Source organism: Xanthomonas cannabis, from assembly GCF_040616535.1.
GTDB classification, from domain to species: domain Bacteria; phylum Pseudomonadota; class Gammaproteobacteria; order Xanthomonadales; family Xanthomonadaceae; genus Xanthomonas; species Xanthomonas cannabis.
Genome location: NZ_CP136580.1, coordinates 4043538 through 4069790, shown reverse-complemented (window position 1 = coordinate 4069790; position 26253 = coordinate 4043538). Strand labels below are relative to the sequence as shown.

Annotated in this window: 26 protein-coding genes; 18 read left to right on the top strand and 8 right to left on the bottom strand. The window is 64.6% G+C overall.

Annotated features, from left to right (window positions below):
• Positions 1-31 precede the first annotated feature (31 nt).
• Positions 32-589 carry a DUF1453 domain-containing protein gene (locus RZV17_RS17115; RefSeq protein ID WP_104579468.1) on the top strand — a complete coding sequence of 186 codons (558 nt, stop codon included), beginning with the start codon at positions 32-34 and terminating at the stop codon, positions 587-589.
• 250 nt (positions 590-839) lie between these two features.
• Here the strand turns inward: RZV17_RS17115 and RZV17_RS17110 are convergent, their stop codons facing one another.
• Positions 840-1511: an OmpW family protein gene (locus RZV17_RS17110; protein ID WP_047693898.1), complete on the bottom strand. Its 672-nt coding sequence runs from the start codon at positions 1509-1511 to the stop codon at positions 840-842.
• A gap of 140 nt (positions 1512-1651) precedes the next feature.
• Between RZV17_RS17110 and RZV17_RS17105 the strand changes: the two genes are divergently transcribed.
• From RZV17_RS17105 to RZV17_RS17080, 6 genes are all read left to right on the top strand, one after another.
• Positions 1652-2212: a DNA-deoxyinosine glycosylase gene (locus RZV17_RS17105; protein WP_047693897.1), complete on the top strand. Its 561-nt coding sequence runs from the start codon at positions 1652-1654 to the stop codon at positions 2210-2212.
• Positions 2213-2365: 153 nt separating this feature from the next.
• On the top strand, positions 2366-3124 hold the full coding sequence (locus tag RZV17_RS17100) for a DUF2884 family protein (RefSeq protein ID WP_355605192.1): 759 nt from the start codon (positions 2366-2368) through the stop codon (positions 3122-3124).
• A 127-nt stretch (positions 3125-3251) separates the two neighbouring features.
• Positions 3252-5027, top strand: a complete 1776-nt coding sequence (locus RZV17_RS17095; protein ID WP_355605189.1) for a dihydrolipoyllysine-residue acetyltransferase — start codon at positions 3252-3254, stop codon at positions 5025-5027.
• A complete protein-coding gene (locus RZV17_RS17090) occupies positions 5024-5671 on the top strand; it encodes a hypothetical protein (RefSeq protein ID WP_355605186.1) in 648 nt (215 codons plus the stop codon). Before RZV17_RS17095 ends, RZV17_RS17090 begins: the two co-directional genes overlap by 4 nt.
• Positions 5672-5687: 16 nt before the next feature.
• Positions 5688-7520 carry a dihydrolipoyl dehydrogenase gene (gene lpdA, locus RZV17_RS17085; RefSeq protein ID WP_355605183.1) on the top strand — a complete coding sequence of 611 codons (1833 nt, stop codon included), beginning with the start codon at positions 5688-5690 and terminating at the stop codon, positions 7518-7520.
• A 62-nt stretch (positions 7521-7582) separates the two neighbouring features.
• A complete protein-coding gene (locus tag RZV17_RS17080) occupies positions 7583-7870 on the top strand; it encodes a hypothetical protein (RefSeq protein WP_104579463.1) in 288 nt (95 codons plus the stop codon).
• Positions 7871-8009: 139 nt separating this feature from the next.
• Here the strand turns inward: RZV17_RS17080 and RZV17_RS17075 are convergent, their stop codons facing one another.
• Positions 8010-8822, bottom strand: coding sequence for a hypothetical protein (locus RZV17_RS17075; RefSeq protein ID WP_039409218.1), 813 nt, complete (start codon positions 8820-8822; stop codon positions 8010-8012).
• Positions 8823-9454: 632 nt separating this feature from the next.
• Between RZV17_RS17075 and RZV17_RS17070 the strand changes: the two genes are divergently transcribed.
• From RZV17_RS17070 to RZV17_RS17025, 10 genes are all read left to right on the top strand, one after another.
• Entirely contained in the window at positions 9455-9820 is a 366-nt protein-coding gene (locus RZV17_RS17070) for a hypothetical protein (protein ID WP_074059361.1), read from the top strand.
• 25 nt (positions 9821-9845) lie between these two features.
• Positions 9846-10646, top strand: a complete 801-nt coding sequence (atpB, locus tag RZV17_RS17065) for a F0F1 ATP synthase subunit A (RefSeq protein WP_047693890.1) — start codon at positions 9846-9848, stop codon at positions 10644-10646.
• Positions 10647-10719: 73 nt separating this feature from the next.
• Positions 10720-11022 (top strand): F0F1 ATP synthase subunit C, encoded by a 303-nt coding sequence (gene atpE / locus RZV17_RS17060; RefSeq protein WP_002814105.1) that lies wholly within the window; start codon positions 10720-10722, stop codon positions 11020-11022.
• Between the two features lie 114 nt (positions 11023-11136).
• The gene (locus RZV17_RS17055) at positions 11137-11607 is read left to right on the top strand and encodes a F0F1 ATP synthase subunit B (protein WP_039409208.1); all 471 of its coding nucleotides are present in this window, start codon (positions 11137-11139) and stop codon (positions 11605-11607) included.
• 3 nt (positions 11608-11610) lie between these two features.
• Positions 11611-12138, top strand: coding sequence for a F0F1 ATP synthase subunit delta (locus RZV17_RS17050; protein WP_039409206.1), 528 nt, complete (start codon positions 11611-11613; stop codon positions 12136-12138).
• A gap of 47 nt (positions 12139-12185) precedes the next feature.
• Positions 12186-13733, top strand: a complete 1548-nt coding sequence (atpA, locus tag RZV17_RS17045; protein WP_047693888.1) for a F0F1 ATP synthase subunit alpha — start codon at positions 12186-12188, stop codon at positions 13731-13733.
• 186 nt (positions 13734-13919) lie between these two features.
• Positions 13920-14783 (top strand): F0F1 ATP synthase subunit gamma, encoded by an 864-nt coding sequence (atpG, locus tag RZV17_RS17040; protein WP_355605178.1) that lies wholly within the window; start codon positions 13920-13922, stop codon positions 14781-14783.
• A 144-nt stretch (positions 14784-14927) separates the two neighbouring features.
• Positions 14928-16334, top strand: a complete 1407-nt coding sequence (gene atpD / locus RZV17_RS17035) for a F0F1 ATP synthase subunit beta (RefSeq protein ID WP_047693886.1) — start codon at positions 14928-14930, stop codon at positions 16332-16334.
• A gap of 143 nt (positions 16335-16477) precedes the next feature.
• Entirely contained in the window at positions 16478-16900 is a 423-nt protein-coding gene (locus RZV17_RS17030) for a F0F1 ATP synthase subunit epsilon (RefSeq protein WP_005992065.1), read from the top strand.
• Positions 16901-17166: 266 nt separating this feature from the next.
• A complete protein-coding gene (locus RZV17_RS17025; protein WP_228888613.1) occupies positions 17167-17754 on the top strand; it encodes a chorismate mutase in 588 nt (195 codons plus the stop codon).
• Positions 17755-18169: 415 nt separating this feature from the next.
• Here the strand turns inward: RZV17_RS17025 and RZV17_RS17020 are convergent, their stop codons facing one another.
• Positions 18170-18553, bottom strand: coding sequence for a GtrA family protein (locus RZV17_RS17020; protein WP_047692945.1), 384 nt, complete (start codon positions 18551-18553; stop codon positions 18170-18172).
• A gap of 145 nt (positions 18554-18698) precedes the next feature.
• Between RZV17_RS17020 and glmU the strand changes: the two genes are divergently transcribed.
• The gene (glmU, locus tag RZV17_RS17015; protein WP_184384860.1) at positions 18699-20063 is read left to right on the top strand and encodes a bifunctional UDP-N-acetylglucosamine diphosphorylase/glucosamine-1-phosphate N-acetyltransferase GlmU; all 1365 of its coding nucleotides are present in this window, start codon (positions 18699-18701) and stop codon (positions 20061-20063) included.
• 208 nt (positions 20064-20271) lie between these two features.
• Here glmU and RZV17_RS17010 read toward each other — a convergent pair whose 3' ends face one another.
• The 5 genes from RZV17_RS17010 to RZV17_RS16990 form a co-directional block, all read right to left on the bottom strand.
• Positions 20272-21618, bottom strand: coding sequence for a PAS domain-containing sensor histidine kinase (locus tag RZV17_RS17010; RefSeq protein ID WP_184384862.1), 1347 nt, complete (start codon positions 21616-21618; stop codon positions 20272-20274).
• Positions 21619-21626: 8 nt separating this feature from the next.
• Complete coding sequence (locus RZV17_RS17005; protein ID WP_166752258.1) at positions 21627-22970, bottom strand: sigma-54 dependent transcriptional regulator; 1344 nt, start codon at positions 22968-22970, stop codon at positions 21627-21629.
• Between the two features lie 140 nt (positions 22971-23110).
• Entirely contained in the window at positions 23111-23458 is a 348-nt protein-coding gene (locus tag RZV17_RS17000; RefSeq protein WP_047692991.1) for a hypothetical protein, read from the bottom strand.
• 199 nt (positions 23459-23657) lie between these two features.
• A complete protein-coding gene (locus tag RZV17_RS16995; RefSeq protein WP_047692948.1) occupies positions 23658-24890 on the bottom strand; it encodes an ABC transporter permease in 1233 nt (410 codons plus the stop codon).
• Positions 24891-24945: 55 nt separating this feature from the next.
• On the bottom strand, positions 24946-26247 hold the full coding sequence (locus tag RZV17_RS16990) for an ABC transporter permease (protein ID WP_166744224.1): 1302 nt from the start codon (positions 26245-26247) through the stop codon (positions 24946-24948).
• Positions 26248-26253 lie beyond the last annotated feature (6 nt).

Below are 26253 nucleotides of genomic sequence, written 5' to 3'. Positions count from 1 at the left end.
GGTCGGCTCCTTTGTCCAGGCCGTGCCTTCGATGCCCCTGCTGCTTGCCATTCCACTGGCCGTGATCATTGCGTTAGCGGTATTCGCAGTGTTGTTGCCGTTGTCGCTGCTGCAGCGCTTCCGGGTCGGTACCGCACGCCGGCAGGCACGGGGCTGGCTGCTGATGGTCAACCTGGTTTCGGCCGGGCTATCCAGCGCGCTGTTCGTGGTATTTACCCTGATCGCCGCCGCGTTCTGGCCCGGCGCGATCAGCCATGCCGCGTTCGGATGGGCCTGCGGGCTGGCGCTGGGCGTGCTGGCCTTGCGCCTGACCCGCTTCGAGCGCACCGCGCAGGGCCTGTTCTATCGGCCGAATCTGTGGCTGGTGCTGGGCTTGACGGCGCTGGTGGTGGTGCGGGTGATCGCCGGGATGGTGCAGGGCTGGCGCAGTACCTGGCAGGGCGCCACGTGGCCGGTGGACGGCTGGCTCAGCCACGCCAGCCTGCTCGGCGCAGCCGGCGTGCTGCTCGGCTACGCGCTGGCCTACGCCACCCTGTTGTGGTGGCGGTGGCGCACCGCGCGCCTGCGCGGCAGCGTCTACTGGCGTTGAAGGCAGCGCCACGCTCCACTGCCTGCGCGACGATCAACGCTGCTGCGGCGTTGCCGTGGCCATCGCCCGTGCGCTGATGGGCGAGCTGCGCACCGGTCACCCGCCGCCTGGGCACCCCGATGTCGCCACCGGCCAAGCCAACGCGCGGGGCAGGTACCGCGACCGCGCAACGCGCAAGCGACGCGCACAAAAAACGGGCCTTGCGGCCCGTCTTTCGTCAACTGACACATTGCGTACGGCAGGTGCGTGCTTAGAAGCGCGCGCCGATGCCGAAGCCGACGGTCCACGGATCCAGTTCCAGCTCGCTGCCGGTGCCCTGGCCGCCAACGCGCAGTTCCGGACGCGAACGCATGTAGCGGGCGTCGGCGCGTGCGAACCAGGTGGAGTTGATGTTCATGTCCACACCGACGGTGCCGATCACGCCCTTGGCGGTATCCACGCCGACGTGCTGGCCGCTCGGCGAGGCCGCGTCGATCTTCTCGTTGCTGAAGTTCGACTCGTAGTAGCCCACGCCCACGAACGGACGGAACACGTTGTCGGCTTCGCCGAAGTGGTACTGGCCGCTGATGGCGATCGGCTGCTGCTCGACGGTACCGACCTTGCCCACGCCATCGGCGTTGACGCGGTGGTTGAACTTGTCGGCAGCGCCCCACAGTTCAACGGCCCAGTTGTCGTTGATGTAGTAGCTGGCGCTCAGCGTCGGTGCCGGGCCGCCATCGACGTCCAGGCCCGGAGCCGGATCGTTCTTCGGGTTCAGCAATGCCACGCCACCGACCACGGCCCAATGCTTGCCGGAGGCAGTTTCAGCAGTGGAGGAAGTCGAGGAGGTGTCACTGGAATAGGTGGTGTCCTGCGCGAACGCGGACGGTGCAATCGCAAGTGCAGATACAGCAGCCAGGCTCAGGATGGAAATGGAACGCATGAGGATCTCCTCGTCTTGTTGTTAGGCCCGTGGAGTGGGCCGCGCCAAAACTATTCCTAAAAATCTGAATCCACGCCCACCTGCGGCTCGCTAAAATTTCGTTTGTTCAGGAACATTCCCAAGAAGGCCGTGGTTGCACGATGCAGGCAGAAAAAGACATTCACGCAGATGCGAATGCCGTGACGAAAAACGGCACATGTGAGGGCTTGCCAGCGCACGTTCGTAACGATTGTCGCGTGCTGGTGCTCGGCTCGATGCCCGGCATCGCCTCGCTGGATGCTGGTTGCTACTACGCGCATCCGCGTAATCGGTTCTGGCCTGTCATGCATGCCCTGTTGGGCATCGATGCGGCCTTTCCCTATGCCTTGCGCATGCAGGCACTGCTTCACGGCGGCCTCGGTCTGTGGGACGTGATCGGCCAGTGCGTGCGTCCCGGCAGCCTGGACACCGCCATCGTTGCCGACAGCGTCGTGATCAACCCGCTGCCCACGTTGCTGTCCACGTTGCCGCAACTGCGCCTGGTGGCCTGCAATGGCGCCGCTGCCGCCAAGGCCTGGCAGCGGCATGTGCATCCCCTGCTCCCGGAGCAGGCGCGCGCGGTGCCGATGCTGGCCTTGCCTTCCACCAGCCCGGCCAATGCTGCCTGGTCGTTGCCGCGCCTGTGTCAGGCATGGCAACCCGTGCGTGATGCGTTGAAGTAAGCCACACGCCAGCGTATCGCCGCTGGTCTGCAACCGGTGCAACACACAGAGCGCGCAGGTACGGCGGCGGTCGCCATCAGTCACGCCAGCCTCTGGCACAGGTGCAGCGGAGGCAGGGGCGGCACAGTGCAGGCAGCACACGGGAGCGACGCAATGGCGATCAGGCATGCAATGACGGGACTGGCCGCGCTGGCCCTGGCGTCGTTCGGTGCAGTGCCAGTGGCTGCTGCGGCGGAGCTGCACTGCAATGTCAGCAGCGATTACGAGCTCACGCTCACTGCGCGCAGCGTCGTGCTGATCCGTGCCGCCGGTGCGCCGCAGCGCCTGGTGATGCGCCAGGGCGCATTGTTCGTGGACGACCGCTGGGTTGCGCTGAGCGCTGACGACCGCACTCGGCTGATCCAGTTCGAGCGCCAGACGCGCGAGGTGGTGCCACTGGTGCAGGACGTCGGGCGCGACGCCGCCGATATCGCGCTCGCGGCGCTGGGTGAGGTGGCGGCCGGCTTCAGTCGCAGTCCCGAGGCAACCCGCAGGCAGCTGGCGGGCGTGCGCGAGAAGCTGGACCGGCGTTTGACGCAAAGCTTCAGCAAGCGCCAGCTCACGCCCATCGATATCGACCAGGAGATCGGTGCGCTGGTTGCCGAGCTGCTGCCGCAGCTGATCGGTGATGTGATCGCCGCGGCGGTGCAGTCGGCACTGACCGGAAACGATGGGCAGCTGCGCTCGCTCGATGGCCTGCAAGCGCGCATCGAGCGCATGGTCGAGCCGCGGGCGCGTGCATTGCGGCCTCGCGCGCAGCAGCTGTGCACACGGGTCCACGCCCTCGATGCGCTGGACAATGCGCTGGCGTATCGTTTGCCCTCGGGCGAGCCACTGCAACTGTTGCGGGTGGATCGGCGCATGTCGAAATAAGCGTGCAGGTGCGCGTGCGGACGCTGCATCCTGCCGGGCGCGCGATTTTTTCCGCGGCAATGGTTGGCGCTGCGGCCCGCAGCCGGCCACAATAGGGGTTTCCCCATCTGTTGCCGGAGTTCCCCGTATGGCCGAAATCAAGGAAGCACTTGTCCCCGATATCGGTGACTACAGCGACGTCCCGGTAATCGAGGTGCTGGTGTCCGTCGGCGATACGGTCAGCAAGGACCAGAGCCTGGTCACGCTGGAATCGGACAAGGCCACGATGGAAGTGCCCTCGTCGGTGGCCGGCGTGGTCAAGGAAATCAAGGTCAAGGTCGGCGATTCGCTGTCGCAGGGCGCCCTGGTGGCGCTGATCGAAGTGGCCGATGCCGGCGCAGGCACCGCCGCCACGCCGGCCCCCGCCGCCGCGCCCGCCAAGGCCGCGCCCGCTGCGGCGCCGGCACCTGTCGCCAAGGCCGAGCCGGCTGCGCCGGCGGCCGGTTCGGAAGGCGGCCTGATCGAGGCCACCGTGCCCGACATCGGCGACTACACCGACATCCCGGTGATCGAAGTGCTGGTGGCCGTGGGCGACACCGTTGCCAAGGACCAGAGCCTGGTCACGCTGGAGTCGGACAAGGCCACGATGGAAGTGCCGTCCTCGGCCGCGGGCGTGGTGAAGGAGCTCAAGGTCAAGGTCGGCGATACCCTGTCGCAGGGCAATGTGGTGGCGATCATCGCCGCCAGCGATGGCGGCGCCGGTGCGGCCCAGTCCCCGGCCAAGCCCACCACCGACACCGCCGAGACGGCGGGCAAGGTCGAGCCGGTCGCCGTCTCTGCCGAGCCGGACAAGCTGGCCCAGCGCGAAATCGCGCAGGTGCAGGGTGCCCGTTCCAGCGGCCCGTCGCAGCCGGCCGGTGCCGCGCAGGGCGGCCAGTCGGCCGGCAACCCGAGCAGCCCGCCGGTGACCTTCGATGCCGACAGCGTGCTGCCCTCCAAGGTGCCGTATGCCAGCCCGGTGGTGCGCGTGTTTGCACGTGAACTCGGCGTGGACCTGGGCCAGATCAAGGGCAGCGAAAAGGGCGGCCGCATCACCCGTGAGGACGTGCAGCGCTTCGTCAAGGCCGCACTCAGCGGCGGCGCACCTGCCGCAGCCGGCGCTGCACCGGCCGGCGGTGGCACCGGCCTGAATCTGCTGGCCTGGCCGAAGGTGGACTTCAGCAAGTTCGGCGACACCGAAACCCAGCCGCTGTCGCGCATCAAGAAGATTTCCGGTGCCAACCTGGCGCGCAACTGGGCCATGATTCCGCACGTCACCCAGTTCGAATCGGCCGACATCACCGACCTGGAAGCCCTGCGCGTTGCCCTCAACAAGGAAAACGAGAAGGCGGGCATCAAGCTCACCATGCTCGCCTTCTTGGTCAAGGCCAGCGCCGCAGCGCTGAAGAAATTCCCCGAGTTCAACGCATCGCTCGATGCGGCCGGCGAAAACCTCACGCTGAAGAAGTACATCAACATTGGCTTCGCGGCCGATACGCCGAATGGCCTGGTGGTGCCGGTGATCCGCGACGTCGACAAGAAGGGCGTGCTGCAGATCGCCCAGGAGAGCGGCGAGCTGGCCAAGAAGGCGCGCGACGGCAAGCTGGGCCCGGCCGACATGAGCGGCGGCTGCTTCTCGATCAGCTCGCTCGGCGGCATCGGCGGCACCGCGTTCACGCCCATCATCAATGCGCCGGAAGTGGCGATCCTGGGCGTGTCCAAGTCGGCGATGCAGCCGGTCTGGAACGGCAAGGACTTCTCGCCCAAGCTGATGCTGCCGTTGTCGCTGAGCTACGACCACCGCGTCATCGACGGCGCGCTGGCGGCCCGCTTCACCACCTACCTCAGCCAGGTGCTGGCCGACATGCGTCGCGTCCTGCTGTGAAGCCTGCGCTGCTGACGATCGCCCTGCTTGGCGCGGTGCCGTGGACCTGTGCCGTGGCGCGCGAGTGCGACAGCACGCTCGGCCGCGGCTGGCCGCCGGCCGTGGGCAACTACGGCACTGCGGTCACCACGTTGCTTGATGGTGGCACCAAGCCGGCCTTGTCGTTGCTGACCCTGCCCACACGTGGGGTGGAGAGCGGCGTGTCGCTGGTGCCGGGCAAGGACGGCGCCGACTGGACCCTGCGGCACAGCCTCGCCGACGAGCGCGTCTACAGCTGGGTCAGTCAGGCCGATCGCGGCAGCGTGCAGTTCCGTACCGAACAGACCCCGGAAACGGTCGAGATCCCGATTCCGGCGGCCCTGGCCAGGCGCCTGGTCAGCAACTGGACCGCTGCACTTACCCAGCTGGCGCCGACCGGTCGCACTGCACCGGTGACCGAGGGCGAGGTGGTGTCGTTCCAGGTCGAGGGCGTGCGCTACAGCGGCACGCGCCCGAGCTGCGGTGCCGGCGAGCTGCTGCTGCAACAGGCCGCGCTGCTGATCGAAGCCAGCGACGGCAAGGAAAAGAAGCGCGACAAGCGCTGGACCCAAATCGAATCGTCGCTGGATGAACTTCAGCAGACGCTTGCCGGCACGGCCGGTTGAGCCACAGGAGAAGCAAATGGCGGTCATTGAAATCAAGGTTCCCGACATCGGCGATTACAGCGATGTCCCCGTCATCGAAGTGCTGGTCGCCGTGGGCGACAGCGTGGCCAAGGACCAGGGCCTGGTGACGCTGGAATCGGACAAGGCCACGCTGGAAGTGCCGTCCTCGGCGGCCGGTGTGGTCAAGGAACTCAAGGTCAAAGTGGGCGACAACCTTTCCGAAGGTGCGGTCGTGCTGCTGCTCGAGACCGAAGGTGAGGCCGCCGCGCCGGCAGCGCCTGCCAAGGCCGACACCAAGGCTGCCCCGGCCGCTACAGCGCCTGCCGCCGCTCCGGGCAGCAAGCCGCCGGTGACGCCGTCGCATCGCGCTCCGGCCGAGCCGGCAGCGCCCAAGCCGGCGCTGGCCAGCGGCAAGCCCGCCGATATCGAATGCAAGATGGTGGTGCTCGGCGCCGGCCCCGGTGGCTACACCGCCGCGTTCCGCGCGGCCGACCTGGGTCTGGACACGGTGCTGATCGAACGCTACGCCAGCCTCGGCGGCGTCTGCCTCAACGTGGGCTGCATTCCGTCCAAGGCGCTGCTGCATGCGGCAGCGGTGATCGACGAGGTCGCCCATGCCGGCGATTTCGGCGTGGACTTCGGCCAGCCCAAGATCACCCTGGACAAGCTGCGCGAGTACAAGGAAAAAGTGGTCGGCAAGCTCACCGGCGGCCTGGCCAGCATGGCCAAGCAGCGCAAGGTACGCACCGTCACCGGTGTGGCCAGCTTCGTCTCGCCCAACGAGCTGGAGATCGTCGGCGACGACGGCAAGACCCAGCTGCTGCGTTTCGAGCACTGCGTTATCGCCGCCGGTTCGCAGGCGGTGAAGCTGCCCAACTTCCCGTGGGACGACAAGCGCGTGATGGACTCCACCGACGCGCTGGAGCTGCACGACATTCCCAAGACCCTGCTGGTGGTCGGCGGCGGCATCATCGGCCTGGAAATGGCCACGGTGTACAGCGCGCTCGGCAGCAAGGTCACCGTGGTCGAGTTCATGGACCAGCTGATGCCGGGCGCCGACAAGGACCTGGTCAAGCCGCTGGCCGACCGCCTGAAGAAGCAGGGCGTGGAAGTCCATCTCAAGACCAAGGCCACCGACGTCAAGGCCGACACCAGCGGCATCACCGTGTCGTTCGAAGCGGCGGTGGAAGGCGAAAAGCCGGGTCTGCAGGCCACCGCCTACGATCGCGTGCTGGTCGCCGTGGGCCGTACGCCCAACGGCAAGAAGATCGGCGCGGAGAAGGCCGGCGTCACCATCACCGAGCGCGGCTTCATCCCGGTCGACCGGCAGATGCGCACCAACGTGCCGCACATCTTCGCCATCGGCGACATCGTCGGTAACCCGATGCTGGCGCACAAGGCCACCCACGAAGGCAAGCTGGCCGCCGAAGTGGCTGCCGGCGAGAAGAAGGAATGGGTGGCGCGGGTGATTCCGTCGGTGGCCTACACCAACCCGGAAATCGCCTGGGTCGGCGTCACCGAAACCGAAGCCAAGGCCAAGGGCCTGAAGGTCGGCGTGGCCAAGTTCCCGTGGGCCGCCAGCGGCCGTGCGATCGGCATCGGCCGCACCGAAGGCTTCACCAAGCTGATCTTCGACGAAGAGACCCATCGCGTGATCGGTGGTGCCATCGTCGGCGTGCATGCCGGTGACCTGCTGGCCGAAATCGGCCTGGCCATCGAGATGGGCGCCGAAGCCGAAGACATCGGCCACACCATCCACGCGCATCCGACCCTGAGCGAATCGGTCGGCATGGCGGCCGAGGTCTACGACGGCACCATCACCGACCTGTACATCCCCAAGAAGAAGTAAGCGCCGTTCCGCACGGCCGTGCCGCCACGTGTGGTGCGGTCGATGCGGTGGTGAGTCGACGCATGGAGGTCGTCATGGGGCAGGGCAATCTGTGTCCTGAACTGCAGGCGCTGCTGCAGCGTGAACTGGCCAGTGGCAACCGTATCGCCGAGCCGCCGCAGCGAACCGACTGGCCACATCCGGGCTCGGTGTTCGTCTCGCTGAAGCGCGACTTGCGCAGCGACGTGGCGTCGCTGCCGGCAACGGTGCAGCATGCGATCTGCACCGACCCGCACTACGGTTGGCACGACGAGTGCTACTGCACCACGCACCGGCATCTGTTGGTCGCGGGTGCGACCAAGCCGCCCTGAGCGTGTGTCCGCTGCTGCCATGGGTTGCAGCCGCGTCGGTTACTTGCCATGCATCCGTAAAACGACAGAACCCCGCATCGCTGCGGGGTTCTGCATAAGGCTGCTTTCTCGGGTCCCGGATACCGGGGGCCCGAAAGAATCAGAACGCGAACGTCACGCCTGCGACCGGGCCCTTGAACTCCTGCTTCAGGCCGATCAGGCCGTCGCTGCCGCGCTGGTCGACGTCGAGCTTGAACCAGTCGTAGCCGGCGAAGATGCCGAAGTTCTTGGTGAAGCGGTATTCGGCCATCGCGTTGGCGCGGCTCAGGTCACCGTCGTAGTCGCCGAAGTCGCCCCAGCTGGTGTTGAGGTACTGGCCCTGCACGTTGAACAGCCAATGCTCGCTTGGGCGTGCGGTGAAGCGGATACCCACCACCGGCGCGGCGCCGTCTTCGCTTTCGTCCAGCACGTCGCCGGAGAACACGCTGCCCAGATCGGCATACGCATTGGCTTCGACCTTGGCGTACTCGGCACCGATCTGCAGGCCGAGGCTGAATTCAGGGGTGTCGATCACCGAGTAGTCGTACACCAGGGTCGCAACCTGGTACTTCAGCTCGCCCTTGATGAAGCTGCCGGTCGGCACGGTCACGCCACCGGCGCTCAGATCCTGGGTCAGGGTCTCGCGGCGGTCCTTGTCGTACTTGAAGTAATCGAAGATCAGGCGCTGACGGGTGCTGATGCGGAACACGCCATCCACGCGCGGCTCCCATTCCTTGCCGCCGAGCTTGAAGTCTTCGTTGACCGACACGTTGTTGCCAGCCACCAGCGTGTTGCCACGGATGGTGTTGTCGTTGTCGACGTTCATCGCACCGAGGCGAAGTTGGAAGCGGTCGTCGGTATCTTCGGCGTGTGCGGGCGCGACATAGCCGACGGCCAGAACGCACGGGATCGCCAGTGCGAGAAGGTGTTTCATGGGGAGCTCCGAATTCTTGGAATGGTCAGGCCGTTGAGCCAGTGCGGCGCATGTTCGATAAGGCGGCGTCGTCCAAAAGTGAAGAACCCGTCGCATGACCGTGAAGGTGCGCATAGCAATCGGACAAAACGGTCCGCAACGCCAACAGGCACAGGCACCGCCGCTGTCCAGCCCTGAAAACGCTGCCGGTTGCGATGGGCCCAAAGTGTGCGGCAGTGCATACCCTGCGGTACGTTTGACTGCGCAGAGTGCGCAAAGTGACCTCCCGATGTCGCCGGGCCATCGCTCGTTCCGCGCGCTGGCGAAGCGAGTGCTCGTGCACCGCAGCGGATTGGACCGCGGATGGGAAAGTGTCAGGGTGCGACAAAATGCGTAAAAAGCAGGAGCCCCGGTTTCCCGGGGCCCCCAGACGCGGCCTGCGGCGCGACCTTTCGACGAGGATGTGCAGGCCTCGCCGGTTATGACCGTCGGTTTGTGGCAAAGTTCCCACCCGTTGCCGCTGCCGCCACATGGTGCGTCGCAACAACGAATGACCTTTGCCGGTTGTCTCGCAATTTGTCCCATTGCTATACTTTCGCGGCTCGACGAGGCGCAACTGCGCTTCCCACTCATTCACACGTAAGGTAACCGTAGTGCTGAACTCCGTTGACGCGGGTCGGCGGTTGATGCTGCGCGCTGCGGTATATCCGCTTGCCGCCGTAGCTATAACCAGTCTGGGGTTGCTGTTGGTCGGTCCCCGTTACTCTGCCGGTCTGGCATTGACCGGGTTTGCGACGGTGCTGGGTGGTTGGGTGGCGGCACGCACGGCGCTCGGTGGCGGCATCCAGGCAGCCGGTATCGCCATGGTGCGGTTGGTGCTGGCGATGGTGCTGAAGTGGGTATTGGTATTTGCGGCGTTGTCGCTGGGCTTTGCCCTGTGGCGGCTGCCTCCTCTGGCTCTGTTGGCGGGTATCGCCATCGGGTTGATTTTTCAGGTTCTGGCCTTGGCCAGACGTTGATTCGAACTTAAAGGGCTCCAGACACATGGCGGGCGAGGCAGCAACCCCTACCTCCTATATCCAGCATCACTTGCAGAACCTGATCTATCCGGTTCGCGAGGGTGGCGGCACGTTTTGGACCATCCACGTCGACACCCTGGTCATGGCCGTGTTGATGGGCCTGGTGATGGTGCTGGCATTCTGGACGGCGACCCGCAATGCCACTGCCGGCGTGCCGGGCAAGTGGCAGGCATTCGTGGAAATCTGCCTGGAGTTCGTCGACCGCCAGGCCAAGGACACCTATCACGGCAGCAGCAAGCTGGTGACGCCGATCGCGATCACCATCTTCTTCTGGATCCTGTTGATGAACCTCATCAAGATGATTCCGGCCGATTTCATCGCCATTCCGCTGGGCTGGGCCGGTATCCATGCCTGGAAGCCGGTACCGACCGCCGACGTCAATGCCACCTTGGGCATGTCGATCAGCGTGTTCTTCCTGATGATCGTGTTCTCGCTGCGCTCCAAGGGCGTGGGCGGCATGACCAAGGAATTCCTCACGGCGCCGTTCGGCAAATGGATGATGCCGTTCAACCTGCTCTTGAACATCGTCGAGTGGCTGAGCAAGCCGATTTCGTTGGCGATGCGACTGTTCGGCAACATGTTCGGCGGCGAGATCGTCTTCCTGCTGATCTGGGTGCTGGGCGGTGCGGGCATCGCCGGCATGGTTGCTGGCGGCGCGTTCGGCCTTGGCTGGATGCTGTTCCACCTGCTGGTGATTCCGCTGCAGGCGTTCATTTTCATGATGCTGTCGATCGTGTATCTGAGCCTGGCTGAAGACAGTCACTGAGTTTGCGTCACCCCTTCATCTGCTTCATTCCGCTTCATCCATCACCCTTAGAAACTTTCGTTCGGAGATCACCATGTACCTCGCCGTCCTGACCAACCTCGCTCAAGTCCAGAGCTCCACCGTCCTCGCCGTCGGCATCATGATCGGCCTGGCCGCGCTGGGTGCCGGCCTCGGTCTGGCCATCATGGCTGGCAAGTTCCTGGAATCGGCTGCGCGCCAGCCGGAACTGATCCCGGTGCTGCAGGTGCGTATGTTCATCACCGCCGGCCTGATCGACGCCGCGTTCATCATCAGCGTCGCTGTCGGCCTGCTGTTCGCCTTCGCCAACCCGCTGGCCCAGGTGTTCATCGAGCGTCTGTCGCAGGCCGCCGGCTGATCCAGCGGTAGCAGGATGTGGAGGCAGCCGCGCGCGGTTGCCTCCGCGGATGAAGGTCGGAAAGCGTCGCCCGTGCGGCGGCGCTTTCACCCCTAAACAGCGATTGAGCGACCCATGGATATCACCCTTACCATCTTTGCCCAGGCGTTGGCCTTCGCCGGTCTGATCTGGATCGTCGCGACCAAAATCTGGCCGCCGCTGTTGCAGGCGATCGAAGAGCGTCAGCAAAAGATCGCTGAAGGTCTGGCTGCGGCCGATCGCAGTCAGAAGGATCTGGCGCAGGCGCAGGAAAAGGTCAACGAAGCATTGAAGGACGCACGCACTAAGGCCAACGAGATCATCGATCAGGCCCATGCGCGCGCCAACCAGATCATCGAAGCGGCCAAGCTGGAGGCAATCGCCGAAGCCAACCGTCAGAAGGATCTGGCCCAGACCGAAATCGACGCATCCGCCACCCGTGCCCGCGAAGAACTGCGCAGGCAGGTCTCGGTGCTGGCCGTCAGCGGTGCAGAAAAGCTGCTCAAGCGCGAAATCGACGCCAACGCCCACAAGGCGCTGCTCGACGAGCTGGCGGCGGAGATTTAAGCGATGAGTCAGGCCCTCACACTTGCCCGTCCCTACGGCCGTGCCGCGTTTGCGATCGCGCGTGAGGGCGGCACATTCGCGCCCTGGTCCGATGCGCTGGCGTTTTCGGCGCAGGTGGCTGGCGATCCGCGCGTGGCTGCGCTGCTGCTCAACCCGGCCCTGGGCCAGGAACAGGCGGTGACGTTGCTGGCGCCACCGCAGGCAGGCGAAGACTATCTGCGCTTCCTCGGCCTGTTGGCCGATGCGCAGCGGCTGTCGCTGCTGCCGGAAGTAGCGGGGCTGTACGAACAGCTGCGCGCCGAAGCCGAACACGTCGTCAAGGCGACCGTGACCTCGGCCACCGAGATGAGCCCGGCCGAACTGGACACGATTGCCGTCGCGCTGAAGAAGCGTTTCGGCCGCGAGGTGGACATCACCACCGCGGTGGATGCGTCGCTGATCGGCGGCGCGGTGATCGACACCGGCGACGTGGTCATCGACGGCTCGCTGAAGGGCAAGCTTGCGCGTCTGCAAAGCTCGCTCGCCCACTGAATTCACATAAACGCATGGCCCTCGCGGCCGGCACCTAGGACTGAACGATGGCAACCACGCTCAACCCCTCCGAAATCAGCGACCTGATCAAGACCCGCATCGAGACGGTCAAGCTGTCCGCGGAGTCGCGCAACGAAGGCTCCGTGACCAGCGTGTCTGACGGCATCGTGCGCATCTTCGGCCTGGCCGATGTGATGCAGGGCGAAATGATCGAACTGCCGAACAACACCTTCGCCCTGGCGTTGAACCTGGAGCGCGATTCGGTCGGCGCCGTGGTGCTGGGTGACTACGAAAGCCTGCGCGAAGGCGACGTGGCCAAGACCACCGGCCGCATCCTGGAAGTGCCGGTGGGTCCGGAGCTGCTGGGTCGCGTGGTCAACGCACTGGGCGAGCCGATCGACGGCAAGGGCCCGCTGGGCGCCACCCAGACCGCACCGGTGGAGCGCGTGGCGCCCGGCGTGATCTGGCGCAAGTCGGTCGACCAGCCGGTGCAGACCGGTTACAAGTCGGTCGATGCGATGATCCCGATCGGCCGTGGCCAGCGCGAGCTGGTTATCGGCGACCGTCAGACCGGCAAGACCGCGCTGGCGATCGATGCGGTGATCAACCAGAAGGGCACCGGCATCAAGTGCGTGTACGTGGCGATCGGCCAGAAGGCCTCGACCGTTGCCAACATCGTGCGCAAGCTGGAAGAGAACGGCGCGCTGGCGCACACCGTGGTGGTGGCTGCGACCGCGTCCGAATCGGCCGCGATGCAGTACATCAGCCCGTACGCCGGCTGCACCATGGGCGAGTACTTCATGGACCGCGGCGAAGACGCATTGATCGTGTACGACGATCTGTCCAAGCAGGCCGTGGCCTACCGCCAGATCTCGCTGCTGCTCAAGCGCCCGCCGGGTCGCGAAGCCTATCCGGGCGACGTGTTCTATCTGCACTCCCGCTTGCTGGAGCGCGCTGCACGCGTGTCCGAGGAATACGTGGAGAAGTTCACCAACGGTGCGGTGACCGGCAAGACCGGCTCGCTGACCGCGCTGCCGATCATCGAAACGCAGGCTGGCGACGTCTCCGCGTTCGTGCCGACCAACGTGATCTCGATCACCGACGGCCAGATCTTCCTGGAAACCGACCTGTTCAACGCCGGTATCCGCCCGGCCGTCAACGCCGGTATCTCGGTGTCGCGCGTCGGTGGTGCGGCCCAGACCAAGATCATCAAGAAGCTGTCCGGCGGCATTCGTATCTCGCTGGCGCAGTACCGCGAGCTGGCTGCGTTCGCGCAGTTCGCCTCGGACCTGGACGAAGCCACCCGCAAGCAGCTCGAGCGCGGCCAGCGCGTCACCGAGCTGATGAAGCAGAAGCAGTACGCTCCGATGTCCATCGCCAACCAGGCGCTGTCGATCTATGCCGTCAACGAGGGTTATCTCGATGACGTGCCGGTCAACAAGCTGCTGGCGTTCGAAGAAGGCCTGCACGCGCATTTCGCCAACACCCAGGGCGAGTTGATCAGCAAGATCAACAGCACCGGCGGTTGGGACAACGACATCGAAGCGGCGTTCAAGAAGGGCATCGCAGAGTTCAAGACCACGGGCACCTGGTAAGTCAGTAGCCGGGATTTGGGATTGGGCATTCGGGATTTGTAAGAACGGTGGATCGAGGTCTGTTGATCCTCGACCATCGTTTCGAATCTCCAAATTAGGTATTCGGAAGTCGTGGTGCGGGACGTGGGAGGCTTCGGCCATTCCCGAATCCCGATTCCCGATTCCCACGAGCGAAGCGAGCGAGCAATGGCAGGCGGACGCGAAATCAAAACCAAGATCAAGAGCGTGCAGAACACCCGCAAGGTGACGCGCGCGCTCGAAATGGTCTCGGCCTCCAAGATCCGCAAGGCGCAGGACCGCATGAAGACCTCGCGTCCGTATGCGCAGGCGATGAAGCAGGTGATCGGGCATCTGGCGCAGGCCAGCACCGATTTCCAGCATCCGTTCCTGGTCGAGCGTGAGCAGGTCAAGCGGGTCGGCTACATCGTGATCTCTTCCGACCGCGGCCTGGCCGGCGGCCTGAACAACAACCTGTTCCGCAAGATGCTCGGCGAAGTGCGCCCGTGGCAGGACACCGGCGCCGAGATCGACGTGGTGACCATCGGCCAGAAGGCCTCGGCGTTCTTCCGTCGCATCAAGGTCAACATGGTCGGCAGCGTGACCCACCTGGGCGACAGCCCGCAGGTGGAACAGCTGATCGGCGTGATCAAGGTGATGATCGATGCCTTCGTCGAGGGCCGTGTGGATCGCGTGTACCTGGTCTACAACCGTTTCGTGAACACCATGACGCAGAAGGCCAGCTTCGATCAGCTGCTGCCGCTGCCGGCCGCCGAGCACAAGGTGGCGCAGCACGATTGGGACTACCTGTACGAACCCGATGCCGCTACCGTGCTGGAGCACGTGATGACGCGTTACATCGAGTCGCTGGTGTACCAGGCGGTGCTGGAAAACGTGGCCTCCGAACATGCCGCACGCATGGTGGCGATGAAAGCCGCCAGCGACAACGCCAACAAGATGATCGGCACCTTGCAACTGGTCTACAACAAGGCGCGCCAGGCGGCGATCACCCAGGAAATTTCGGAAATCGTCAGCGGCGCGGCCGCTGTGTAAGCACGGCCGGGATTGGGGATTCGGGATTGGTAGGAGCGCAGCGGACTGCGCGCTTGCAAATCCCCAATCACGAATCCCAAATCACAAAATTCAACGAGATGGCATCGGCCACTCGGACAGAACAAAGCTAACCGGAGCAGCAAAATGAGTCAGGGCAAGATCGTTCAGATCATCGGCGCGGTCGTCGACGTCGAATTCCCGCGTAATGAAGTGCCGAAGGTGTATCACGCGCTCAAGGTCGACGGCACCGAAATCACCCTGGAAGTGCAGCAGCAGCTGGGCGACGGCGTCGTGCGCACGATTGCGCTGGGCTCCACCGACGGCCTGAAGCGCAACCTGGTTGCCACCAACACCGAACGCGCCATTTCGGTGCCGGTCGGTGCCGGTACGCTGGGCCGCATCATGGACGTGCTGGGTCGCCCGATCGACGAAGCCGGCGACGTGCAGGCCTCGGACCATTGGGAAATCCATCGCGGCGCACCGTCGTACGAAGACCAGTCGTCCAGCACCGAACTGCTGGAAACCGGCATCAAGGTCATCGACCTGATGTGCCCGTTCGCCAAGGGCGGCAAGGTCGGCCTGTTCGGCGGCGCCGGCGTCGGCAAGACCGTCAACATGATGGAACTGATCAACAACATCGCCAAGGCGCACAGCGGCTTGTCCGTGTTCGCCGGCGTGGGCGAGCGTACCCGTGAGGGCAACGACTTCTACCACGAGATGAAGGACTCCAACGTCCTGGACAAGGTCGCGATGGTGTACGGTCAGATGAACGAGCCGCCGGGCAACCGTCTGCGCGTTGCGCTGACCGGCCTGACCATGGCCGAGTACTTCCGCGACGAGAAGGACGAAAACGGCAAGGGCAAGGACGTGCTGTTGTTCGTCGACAACATCTACCGCTACACCCTGGCCGGTACCGAAGTGTCCGCACTGCTCGGCCGTATGCCGTCGGCGGTGGGTTACCAGCCGACCCTGGCCGAAGAAATGGGCGTGCTGCAGGAACGCATCACCTCGACCAAGAGCGGTTCTATCACCTCGATCCAGGCCGTGTACGTGCCTGCGGACGACCTGACCGACCCGTCGCCGGCGACCACCTTCGCCCACTTGGACTCGACCGTCACGCTGAGCCGTAACATCGCCTCGCTGGGTATCTACCCGGCCGTGGATCCGCTGGACTCCACCAGCCGCCAGATGGACCCGCTGGTGATCGGTCACGAGCATTACGACACCGCCCAGCGCGTCCAGCAGACCTTGCAGAAATACAAGGAACTGAAGGACATCATCGCGATCCTGGGCATGGACGAGCTGAGCGAAGAAGACAAGCAGTCGGTGTCGCGCGCACGCAAGATCGAGCGCTTCTTCAGCCAGCCCTTCCACGTGGCCGAAGTGTTCACCGGCTCGCCGGGCAAGTACGTCTCGTTGAAGGACACCATCCGCGGCTTCAAGGCGATCTGCGACGGCGAATACGACCACCTGCCGGAGCAGGCGTTCTACATGGTCGGCAGCATCGAAGAAGCGGTCGAGAAAGCCAACAAGATGAGCGCCAAGGCGTAAGAGCCGGGATTTGGCATTCGGGATTCGGGATTTGCTACGGCGGTGATCGGGGTGCGGCGATGAGGAAGGGAACGACGGTGAACGCCGCTGTTGCCAATCCCCAATCCCCAATCCCCAATCCCCGCTTCACAGAGTGAGGCACCATGAGCACTATCCGTTGCGACATCGTCAGCGCCGAGAAGGAGATCTTCCACGGTGAGGCGACGCTGGTCGTGGCTACCGGCGAGCTGGGCGAGCTGGGTATTGCGCCCAAGCACGCGCCGCTGATCACCCGCCTGAAGCCGGGCAAGGTGGTGGTCACCACCGCCAGTGGCGAACAGCTGGACTTCGCCATTTCCGGCGGTATCCTGGAAGTGCAGCCGCAGGTGGTGACCGTGCTGGTCGACACCGCGGTGCGTGCGCAGGACATCGACGAGGCCGCCGTCCGCAAGGTCAAGGAAGAAGCCGAGCGGCTGCTGGCCAACCGTGGTGACACGGTGGACGTGGCCCAGGCGCAGCGCCAGCTGGCCGAGGCGACGGTGCAGTTGCAGGCGCTCGAACGCCTGCGTCGTAATCTCAAGCACTGAGCGCTTGCCTGGCCCGTCAAGGGTCAGGCAACGCGACGCCCGTGTACTGCCGCACGCAGGTGTGGACTGCAAACGCCGACCTTCGTGTCGGCGTTTTCGTTTCTGGAGCCGCGGTTGCGGGACAGCACGCCATGTTCTGTGGGTAACAGGCACACTGCGCGCTTGCGCCGTGGTGCGATGCGGGATACGCCGTTGCCATGGTTTGTGTGCCTTGGTTGACGCTGGCGCGTCATCGCCGCAGGCGACCTGTCGTGGAGGATCGTTACATGACCCACTGGGTGGATGGCTTCCGTCGTTACGTCATGACCGGCATGCTGACGGCCGCACTGCTGGGGTGCGCATGGCCGGCGCGCAGCCAGCCGTCGCTGGATCCGCTGCTGGACCGCATCGTGGCGCGCAATGCCATCGGCGATGCCGTGGCGTTGAGCAAGTGGGACAGCGGCAAGCCGGTACTGGACCAGACGCGCGAAGCCGCAGTGTTGCTGAGCGTGCGCGATCAGGCGTCCCACCATGGGCTGGAGCCCGATGATGCGGTGCGTTTTTTTGCCGCGCAGATCGAGGCCAACAAGGCGGTGCAATATGCACTGCTGAATCGCTGGCACGAGCGCGGCCGCGCGCCGGATACCGCCCGGCCGGATCTGGCTGCGTTGCGCGCACGGCTGGACCAGCTGCAAGGCGAGTTGCTCGATGCACTGGCCGCCGCAGGTCCCGCACGCGCGGCGCGCGAGTGCCCGACCGACACCGCGCGCGCGGCCGCGCGCTATGCCGCGCAATGGCAACTGGACGCACTGCATCGCGCGGCACTGGTGCGCAGCCTGGGCGACTTCTGCCAGCAGGTGGGCAACAAGACCTAGCGGGCGGTAATTCGGCGCGATGGGCTTGATGCAGGCGAGCAGACGATTCAGTGCGTGTGTGGGTCTATGCGCTTGCAGCGTGTGCGGGAACGAGTGACCGTATCTGCGGTCAGGCGGATAACCGCGCGGTCAGCGATTGGGCCGCGTGGTCTGGCGACCTGTGGGTGAAGCGGTTGTTTGCCAATAGCGCCCAACGACGGCGAACCCGGGTTCGTGCACGGTCGTCAGCCTGAGGTCCGAGTGCGCCGCTGCGCGGTCGTCTGCGACGGGAAGGGCGGGGGGGTTGAACGACATGCCTGTCGCATGGCGGCTGTTCGCCAGCGCTCCCCAGGCGAAGGCAGGCGGACTGTGCAGGACAGGTCGCGCCGGCGCGGAGCGTTCGATGCGCCCGGTCGCCGTGATCGCTTGCCTGGCCTCAGCGATACACCACGTGCCGGCCCAAAAAGAACGACACGATTGCCAGCCCGCCTTCGACCAGCGGTTTGGCCAGCCAGGCCTGACGCAGGCCGACCAGATCGACGGTGACCGACAGCAGCCAGGTGCTGATCAGCGTCAGCGCCAGCCACATCACCGCAAAGCGTCGGAAACGCTGCCAGCCAAGGCGTGCATCGCCTTGCCGGGCAAAGGTGTAGCGGCCGTTGAGCCAGAAGCCGAGCACCGCACCGCTGATGCGCCCGAGCAGATTGGCCGGCACCGCAGGCATGCCGGCGGCGGTGGCCGCGATGAAGATGCCGCAATCCACCGCCAACTGCAGCGCGCCAATGAGGATGAACTGGCTGCCTTGGCGGAACAGGCTCATGCGGACCGAAGAGGAAGAAAGGGCGCCCATCCTAGCGGTCGCCGCGCTTAACGGTGTGTCATTGCCTGCCGATCATCTATAGCGGGCACGCCGTGTTGCACCGCTGCGACTAGAATTTACGCATCTATTGCCTCGGGAACTGTTGATGACCCTGCCTTTGCACGTTGTGATCCTGGCCGCAGGCGAGGGCAAGCGCATGCGCTCGTCGCTGCCCAAGGTGCTGCAGCCGCTGGCGGGCCGGCCGATGCTGGCGCACGTGATCGCCACCGCACGGCAGCTGCAGCCGGCGGCGATCCATATCGTGTACGGGCACGGCGGCGACCAGGTGCGGGACGCATTCGCTGCGCAGCAGGATCTGCAATGGGCCGAGCAGCGCGAGCAACTGGGCACCGGCCACGCAGTGCAGCAGGCAATGGATGCGATTCCGGATGCGGCCACGGTGCTGGTGCTGTACGGCGATGTTCCGCTGATCCGCAGCGAGAGCCTGCTGCAGCTGCTGCACGCGCCGGGGCGCATGGCGGTGCTGGTCGCCGAGCTCGCCAACCCCACCGGCTATGGACGCATCCTGCGCGATGCCGAAGGCAAGGTGGCAGCGATCATCGAGCAGAAGGATGCCAGCGAGGAGCAGCGCCGTATCCGCACCATCAATACCGGCATCCTCACCGCCGAATCCACCGCGTTGCGCCGTTGGCTGGGTGGCCTGTCCAACGACAACGCGCAGGGCGAGTTCTATCTGACCGATGTGTTTGCCAGCGCGGCCAGCGATTTCACGCCGGCCGACATGGTCTACGTGGCCGACCCGCAGGATGTGGAGGGCGCCAACGACCCCTGGCAACTGGCCCAGCTGGAGCGTGCGTGGCAGACACGGGCGGCGCGGGCGCTATGCCTGCAGGGCGTGCGCATGGCCGACCCTGCGCGCGTGGAGCAGCGCGGCAGCGTGCAGGTGGGCCGCGATGTGCAGCTGGATATCGATGTGATTCTGGAAGGCGATGTGACCCTGGGCGATGGTGTGGTGATCGGTCCGTTCGTCCGGTTGCGCGACGTGAACCTGGGCGCGGGTACGCAGGTGCGCGCGCACTGCGACCTGGAAGGCGTGGTCACCGAAGGTGCGGTGCTGGTGGGCCCGTTCGCACGGCTGCGCCCCGGCACCGTGCTTGCCGATGGCGTGCATATCGGCAATTTCGTCGAGACCAAGAAGGTTACGATGGGCGTGGGCAGCAAGGCCAATCACCTCACCTACCTGGGCGATGCGGTCATCGGCAGCAAGGTCAACATCGGTGCCGGCACCATCACCTGCAACTACGATGGCGTGAACAAATCGCAGACCACCATCGGCGATAACGCCTTTGTCGGCTCCAACAGCGCGTTGGTGGCACCGATCGAGATCGGCGCCAATGCGACGATCGGCGCGGGATCGGTGATCACGCGCGACGCACCGCCGGGCCAGCTCAGTGTGTCGCGTCCGCGGCAGACCGTGATCGAAGGATGGGAGCGGCCCGGCAAAAAGTAGGCCGCCCTGTTGGCGGACAATACAGTGCGCTGCGGCCCCAGATCGACTGCGTAGGAGCGCACCCGGGCGCGACTGACAATGCCGGGAAGCCTGGTCGCGCCCGGGTGCGCTCTTACAGCTGAACGACGGCGTTCTGATGCGGACGGTCTGATGCAACGATGACGCGTGCTGATCCTAGGCGCTACCAGGCGTGGACGGGGCGCTGCTTTCATGCAGCCGATGGCAGCAACAGGGTCACACACAGCCCGCCATGCGCGCGGTTGTGCAGCGAAATGCGCCCGCCGTGCGCTTCGGCGATTTCGCGGGTCAGTGCGAGCCCCAGGCCGGTGCCGTTGCGCTTGGTCGAGTAAAACGGCATCAGCGCATTGTGCAGCACCGCTTCGTTCATACCATTGCCGCGGTCGAGCACTTCGATGCGCAGCCATTGCGGCACGCGGCTTACGCGGACGGCGACCTCGCTATTGGCCGGCTGCGCTTCGCTGCAGGCTTCGTGCGCGTTCTTGAGCAGGTTGAGCAGCGCCTGTTCGACCTGGGCGGCATCGATGCGGCTGCTGACATCGCTGAGGTCGCCCTGCAACTGGAACGGGATCTGTTGCCGCAAGCGTTCCAGAAATGGTTCCCAGGCGATTGTCTGCAGCTGCGGCTGCGGCAACTTTGCGAACCGTGCATAGCCGCGGATAAACCCTTCCAGATGGCGCGCGCGTTCTTCGATGGTTTCGAACACCGTGCCCAGGCGGTCGGTGCGTTCGCGGCGCAGCAGCTCGGCGCCGGAATGCGCCAGCGAGGCGATCGGAGCCAGCGAGTTGTTCAATTCGTGGCTGATGACGCGGATGACCTTCTTCCAGGTCTGCACTTCCTGGCGGCGAAGTTCGGTCGTCAACGTGCGGATCAACAACAGTTCGTGGCCGCGCCCATTGAGGTGGAAGCTGCGCCGCGACAGGTGGTAGATCTGCTCATCGTCTTCGTCGTCACCCTCTTCGCGTACCGCAAACAGGCAGTCGCCACCGCGGGCCAGGGCATCGCGCAATTCGCCCGGCATGCGCTCCAGCACATCGTCCAGATGCTGGCCTTCGAGCTTGCGCCCGCCATGCAGCAGTTTGCGTGCGGCATTGTTGGAGAAACCGATCCGTCGCAGGCCATCGCCGCCGGCCACCACCAGCAGCATCGCGACCGGCGTGTTCTGCAGCATGGTGTCGAGCATCAGTTCGCGTTGCACCAGGTCGCGGCGTTGCGCACGCAGCACATCGCCGAGTTCGGCATGCGCCTGCACCAGTTGCGCCAGTTCGTCATTGCCGCGCCAGTGGACACCGAAGTTGTATTCGCCATCGCGGTAACTGCTGGTGGTGCCGGCCAGCGCCCGGAACAGCGAGCGCATCGGCGCGGTGGCGCGGCGCAGGCTCCACCACATGGCCGACAGCAGTGCCACGGCCGAGACCAGGGCCACCTCCCAGCTACGGTCCAGCCAGTACGCGATCAACCAGGGCAGGGCCGCGGCCAGCGCGAGTACCGGCAACAGCCGCAAGAACAAGCCAAGGGTGAAGGAGCGATTCCACATGCGATGGCTCATTCGGCAGTGATGCCGTAGCGGTCCATGCGCCGGTACAGTGCCTGCCGGCTCAGGCCCAGCTCGGCGGCCGCCTGGGCGATGACACCTTGCGCGCGGGCCAGCGCCTGTTCGATGCGCGCGCGATCGGGCTCGCCGGCCACTGCGGCCACCGGGCGCGGTGCGGGCGCGCGTGGCAGATTCAGATCGCTGGCCTCGATGCGCGCGCCCTGCGCAAGCAGTGCGGCACGTTGCAGCACGTTGCGCAGCTCACGCACATTGCCCGGCCAGGCGTGCCGCTGCAACGCGTCGCGCGCCTGTGCGGACAACGGCTTTTCGCCGGCAAGAAAGTGATCGGCCAGTGGACCGATGTCGCCTGGCCGCTCGGCCAGTGCCGGCAGTGCGATCTCCACCGTGTTGAGGCGGTAGTACAGGTCCTCACGAAAGCTGCCCTCGCGGATCATGCCCTGCAGATCGGCATTGGTCGCGCTGATGACGCGTACCTTGGTGTGGCGCTCGCGATTGGAGCCCAGGCGCTCGTAACGGCCGGTTTCCAGCACGCGCAGCAGTTTCATCTGCCCCGCCAGCGGCAGGTTGCCGATTTCATCCAGGAATAAGGTGCCGCCGTCGGCCGCCTCGAACTTGCCTTCGCGCGCCTTGTTGGCGCCGGTGTATGCACCGGCCTCGGCGCCGAACAGTTCCGCTTCGATCAGCTCGCCTGGCAAGGCGCCGCAATTGAGAGCGATGAACGGCCCCTGCCTGACGGCGGAATTGGCCTGGATGATCTCGGCAATCTTCTCCTTGCCGCTGCCGTTGGGGCCGGTGATGAGTACCGGAAGATTCGAGCGTGCCACCTGGCAGGCGAGCGCAATGGCGCGCTCGCTGGCCGGGTCGGCGAAGACCGCGCCGCGCAGGTCATACCGCTGCGTGAGTTGCTCGCGGCCGCGATGCTCGCGCTCGCGGCGGCGCTGCAGCTCGCGCCGCGCTTCGGACAGCTCCAGCAGGTTGTTGACCGTGGTCAGCAGCTTGGTGTCGTCCCAGGGCTTGGCGATGTAATCGGCCGCACCGGCCTTGACCAGGCCCACCGCGCTGCCCAGATGGGTCCAGGCGGTGAGCAGGATCACCGGCAGGTCCGGGTGACGCTGGCGGAGTTGGCTAAACAGCGCCTCGCCTTCCTCGCCGGAGGTGGTGTCGGCGGTGAAGTTCATGTCCTGGATCACCAGGTCGAACACCTGCTCGTCCAGCAGCGCCAATCCGGCCTGCGGCGAATGCGCATGCCGTGCCTCGATGTCGTGCAACGAAAACAGCACCTCCAACGCAGTGGCCACGGCCGTGTTGTCGTCGATGATCAGGATGTGCGGCATCGCGGTGCTCAGGAAGGCGCGGGAAGAGGGATCGACACAGAATACTGTGCAGGACGGTGCTGCAAATGCGGAGCGTGATTTGCAGGCGATAGCAATGCCGACGGACTCGACCGTGCGCGCGATGGAGACTTGGCCGCTTGTCAGCCGGACGTGGGCGGCGAAGGAGCCCTCGGCGGGAGGAGTGGCGCGTACGCTGCTGCGGCCCAGGTCAGACGCACCTGGACGCCGTCGCGTAGCACGTGCACTTCGATCGGGGCGTTTGCAGCGGCACGCAGTGCGGCGATCAGCTGGGCGACGCTGGTGATCTGGGTACGCCCTGCCGTGCGTAGCCGATCGCCACGGTGTAACTGCAGCGCCAGTGCCGCGCTGGCCTTTGTCACCAGCAATCCGTCGCCGGTCGAGACGAGTTCCAGGACCTGTTCGTTACGTCGCCAGTCCAGCCGCGTGTCTTCGATGACGAGGACATCGCGGGTCGAGGTGGTTGGCACGGAGGTCGCCTGCGTTGCGGCACTGGCCTGCCCGGCGTGCAAGAGGCAAGAGACTGTCAGCAGGATCAGCGCCGGTGTTGCAACAAAGGGATGCATGGAATGTGTCCCGATCAGTGAAGTTGCCGCACGTGCGGGCGATGGCAAGGAGGCGCCGACGCTTCGTCCCGTCCAACTCGCAGCAAGGAAGAGGCGTCGTTGATCATGCACTGCGAGTGGCGACAGCCGGTGGCACTGCAGCCGCACGGCGCGCGGGCCAGAATACCGCCACCTGGCCAAGTGTCCACAACAGCAAGGCGCCGATCGGCAGGTAGATCGCCGGCAACCGCGGCAATTCGTAGCGCGCCATCAGCCACACGTTGATCGAGTAGGCCATGAGCATGCCGAGCACGATACCGATCGAGGCGAGCAGGAAATTCTCCATCTGGAAGTAGCGCAGGATCTGGCTACGCGTTGCACCCAGCGCACGGCGGATGCCGATCTGCTTGGTGCGCTGCTGCACCCAGAAGCTGGCAAGACCGACGATGCCCAGCGCAGTGACGATCAGTAGCGCGATGCACACTGCGCCAAGCAACCAGATCATGGCGCGATCGTTCTCGAAATAATCCGCGCGGATTTCGCTATAAGTCTCCTGTTTCAGGACCAGCCGACTATTGTCCAATTTCATCAGCGCTGCGACGGCAGATTGCAAGACCTCTGCCCGACGCGTTGGATCGGTGACGCGGATGATGTATTGGCCTGCGGTGTAATCGATGCGCAGCGGCAGCAACATCGAGTAATTACTCTGATCAACACCGGCTGCGGTATTGTTGGTGGGGCGTGCCAGTGTCTGCACGATGCCGATGATGTGTAGTGCAGTATCGCCTGCGTAAACGGTCTTTCCCAATGCAGTTTGGGCGGGGAATAGCTTGTTGGCCATGTGCTGCGTAATGATCATCGAAAGGCCTTTCTCATCGATGGACCTGTCCTTGTTGGCCTGCGACACATCCATGAATTCGCCTGCGGTGAAATCGCGCCCTGCCAGCAATTGCAGACCAAGCGTGCCAAGCGTGCCTTCGCTGACCATGTATTGCGCGGCATTGAGTGTCGGGCGCTCTTGTTCTCGAGTAAGAGAGACACTGCTGTTCCATGAGTAATGAACAAACGGAATCTGATTGATGACGGCCGCGCTGCGGACACCAGGCAGGTTGCGGAGTGCTGCCAGATCTTCACGCGTGCGCGCTTCTGCATTGACCTGGGTGCCGATACCCCCAAGCTGGATGCTGACCAGTTCCGATTCGGCAATGCCACTGGGCTGCTGCAGCGTTTCGATGCGGTTGCCGATCAAAAACAGGGAATTGCAGATAATCGCGCAGGCAAGTGCTATTTCGAGCACGATCAATGCCGCTGCGGTCTTGTGACGGCGCAACGTGGAAACGATAGGGCGAATGTCCATGGGCGGTACCTTCGGATAAGAGGCCGTGCCCGCCTTAGCGCGGCGGGCCTGGTGATCAGGACGCTTTGAGCTGTAGCGCGGGGGCAACCTGGATGGCACGCCAGGACGGCAGTAAGCCGGCCAGCAGGCTGGCAGACAGCGCCAGTGCGAAGGTCAGCAGCAGCATGGTCGGATCCAGATGTGCCAGCTCGGCGTAGTCGACGGCTTGTTGGCGTACCGCCCACAATCCCAACAATGCCAGCCCCAGCCCCGCAATGCCGCCTGCAAGTCCGATGGTGCCGGCTTCGACCAGGCATTGCGCAAAGATGGCACCGCGCGATGCGCCCAGTGCGCGACGCACGCCGATCTCGCCACTGCGGCGCAGGAACTTGGCGAGCAACAAACCAACGGTATTGAGCAGGCACACCAGCAGGAAGCCCATTGCCAGCCACAACTGCAGGCGCACGTCACCGGGAACCACCTCTTTATAGTCCAGCCACTCCATCACGTTGCGCAGGCGGGTGTTGTTCGGGCGCTGGAAACGTCCGGCAGCGCGTTGTTGATCGGAGTAGTTGTCCAGGTAGGCCTTGTAGTCACCAGCCTTCGCCGGGCTTTCCAGCTCTGCCCAATACTGCATCCAGGTGCAGGACGCGTTGAGCGCGGTTTGATCGCTATTGTCGTTCTTGCCAAAGCAATTCATGCCGCCGTAATGGTCCATCTTCAGATCGATCGCCACCGAGAACGGCAGGTACACCTGTTCGTCTGAGCCGTAGCTATTGCTGAGGTCATAGAAGCGCGGATTGACATTCCATTCATTGAGTACGCCAACAATGCGGAAAGTGCTCTTGTCCATGCGCAAATCGCGACCGACGCTGTTGCTCCCGTCGAACAATTTGTCGTTGAGTTTCTTGGTAATGACCGCGACGCGTTCGTGTTTTTCGTCGCTGCCGGCCGACCAGCCCTGTCCGTACAGGAACGGTGTTTCGAACATCGGGAAGAAATCTGCCGAGGTAAAGCGAGCTTCCGACTTGAATGCGCTGATGCCCTTCTTGTCTGGCTCGATGGCCACTTGCCCGCCGGTCATCAGTGCCTGGCGGTTGGCACGTTTTTCACGTAATAGCGCCTCGGCATCAAAGCGGGTTACTTGATCATCCGGCTCTTCGCCTGGCTGAAAACCAGCTTTGGGTTGCGGATCGACCAACACATTGAACAGCCGGTCGCTCTTCTGCGGAATCGGATCGCCCGACAACACGTAGAACACCGTCAACGTGGTCATGCTGGCGCCGATGCCCAGCGCGATGGCCAGCACCATCAGTGCGGTGAGCACCTTGTTGCGGCGGAAACTGCGGACCGCCAGAGTGAAGTAATAGCCGAACATGGGCGG